Raw genomic sequence first — 1889 nt, forward strand, 5'->3', positions numbered from 1 at the left:
TATGGGCAGGTAATATCACAAAAAACAGCATATTATATGACAGCACCTTAATACGAAAGAGTCCGAGCAATTGATATGGAACCATTATATAAAAAATGATTGTCTTATAAAATGCCCTCAAGCTCCAAATAAGTAATTAACTACTATTAATTTCCCGCAAATACCTTTATTAATTAATTGAACCGAGTATGTTATTGGTTCAGTTGTAACGTTCTACTTTTAATTTTTAATTACCTAATCATATTGCGGTAGTCAGAGGTTTCATACCTTTGCCTTTTCCGCTTACTTATTCAGAACAAGGACTATTATTATGTCAGATATTCAGCTTATTAAAAATGCTCGTGGTGAAAACAAGTGCCCAGCGGGTAAAATAGCACTCTACACTAATATTAATTACAATGAGCAGGAGTTGGGTGATATCCTCATTATTTCACGTGATATTCAACTTAATCGACAGCAGCTTGAGTCGTACGGTTTCTATGTGGGCGGTCATGATGGCGTCTCCAGTGTCGTAAACAAAATGTCGCAGAATGGTACGCTGGTTTCCGGACTTTATCTGGACGGGGAAACTCTGTCGGTGGCAGCCGGTGAAAGTATCCCGTCACTGGTTAGCTATCCGCTGGGCAAGGGAACCTGGAATGATGCAACTCAGTCGGTGGTCGCACGCCCGGTAGAAACCGTTAATCTTACGATGTCCCTAGAAAATATCAGTTTTGCACTGAACAAAGCCTATGTTGCAGAATTAACTATTGCAAACAAAAGTAATATTGCCGTGAGTGGGTTAACTCTGGATGTCTCTTCTGCTAACAACAATGTTGTTTCTGTAGGAAATGTTGCCGCAATTGGCACTCTTCCCGCTAATGGCTCTGTCAAGGTTTCAATCCCTTTAACGGGTAAATCGATTGGCTCGACCTCGTTGACTTCCCAACTGCATACGCCTATTGGCGTGATTAATAGTGGTGCTAACCAAATCAATACTCGGGTTAGCGTGACTGCCATTAACGTTGAGTTGACGATGTCTGTGGCATCCAATTTGGTGCTGACCAGTGACGAAACCTATTACAATGTACTTAACATTTCTAACTCTGAATCATCTGATATTAAAGGGGTTTCTGTTGGCGTAACGGTATCCGATTCTGCGATTGTCTCAGTAGGATATTTCCCTCCGTCCGTTGATATTTCCGCCGGCAAGTCTGTCAATATCAATATTCCGTTGATGGGCGAAAACCCAGGGACGGCAACGATGACAGCAAAACTCACCATGCCAAACGGCTACACAAATAACGGTGACAGTCAGGCTAGCTCGGTGATTCAGGTGACGGAGCAGCGCGATTTGGATGTTTCACAAGAGTATAAATCTCACTGGCGTAAGCAATGGGATAAACCAGAGTTTTTGTATAGCTATCATTTCCTCCTGACTTCATCTTCGGTGCAGGTTCGCAGCTGGCAGCTCTCCTTCTTATTGCCAGAAGGCGCGATGGTTGATGTTGATTGGCTTAATGCAAACAGCAGTTGGATTGAGCTGAATACAGATAAGTCGGTCAATGGTTGGTGTTTCCTTGATAGTACAAAGGGCAATGTTATAGCGCCGGGCATCGATCTACCGATGGATATTCTCATGATTTATCCGGGCGAGGCCGAGGAGTATAAGGTCATTAATAATTTACGACTTGAACAGCTAGCTTAATTTTTAATTTTTAATTTTTAATTTTTAATTTTTAATTTTTAATTTTTAATTTTTAATTTTTAATAAATAACATCTGCACCTGTGGTTGAATATCAGGTGCAGATTCTATTTTAGTTATAATTTTATGCACTCGCGGAGACTCTGTCGCATTAAGGCATTGTTATATAACATGCTGTTTTTTTTGTAATATTACCTGCCCATT

1 protein-coding gene is annotated in these 1889 nt (G+C 40.7%); it reads left to right on the forward strand.

What is annotated here, in order from left to right; genetic code table 11:
* Positions 1 to 310 precede the first annotated feature (310 nt).
* Complete coding sequence (locus ACQ4OC_RS19450) at positions 311 to 1687, forward strand: hypothetical protein (RefSeq protein WP_064518014.1); 1377 nt, start codon at positions 311 to 313, stop codon at positions 1685 to 1687.
* The last annotated feature ends 202 nt before the right edge of the window (positions 1688 to 1889 follow it).

The sequence above is a fragment of the Yersinia sp. J1 genome, assembly GCF_050586585.1.
Classification (GTDB): domain Bacteria; phylum Pseudomonadota; class Gammaproteobacteria; order Enterobacterales; family Enterobacteriaceae; genus Yersinia; species Yersinia entomophaga.